The sequence below is a fragment of the Paractinoplanes deccanensis genome (genome assembly GCF_016862115.1).
Lineage (GTDB): Bacteria > Actinomycetota > Actinomycetes > Mycobacteriales > Micromonosporaceae > Actinoplanes > Actinoplanes deccanensis.
Window position 1 is genome coordinate 1 of sequence record NZ_BOMI01000260.1, and the last position, 538, is coordinate 538.

General features: G+C 68.8%; 1 protein-coding gene. It reads left to right on the forward strand.

The features are described from left to right. Positions 1-3: 3 nt before the first annotated feature. Positions 4-538 (forward strand): ABC transporter ATP-binding protein (locus Ade02nite_RS48915; RefSeq protein WP_203778304.1); only part of this gene is annotated, 535 nt, incomplete at its 3' end.

A 538-nucleotide genomic window follows, 5' to 3' on the forward strand; every position in this document is an offset into this window, starting at 1 on the left:
CCCATGACAGATCTGGCTATCGCGGCGTACGGGCTGCGCAAGTCGTACGGCGACAAGGTCGTGCTCGACGGCGTCGACCTCGCCGTACCGCAAGGAACGATCTTCGCCCTGCTCGGCCCGAACGGAGCCGGCAAGACCACCGCGGTGAAGATCCTGTCCACCCTGATCACCGCCGACGCCGGCACCGCCACCGTCGGCGGGCACGACCTGACCCGCCAGGCCCAGCAGGTCCGCTCCACGATCGGGGTCACCGGCCAGTTCTCCGCCGTCGACGGCCTGATCACCGGCACCGAGAACATGCTGCTGATGGCCGACCTGCACCACCTACCCAAACCCGACCGCCACCGCATCACCGCCGACCTGCTGCACCGCTTCGACCTCACCGACGCCGCCGACAAACCGGCCGCCACCTACTCCGGCGGCATGAAACGCCGCCTCGACATCGCCATGACCCTGGTCGGCAACCCCCGCATCATCTTCCTCGACGAACCCACCACCGGCCTCGACCCCCGCAGCCGGCACACCATGTGGCGCATCA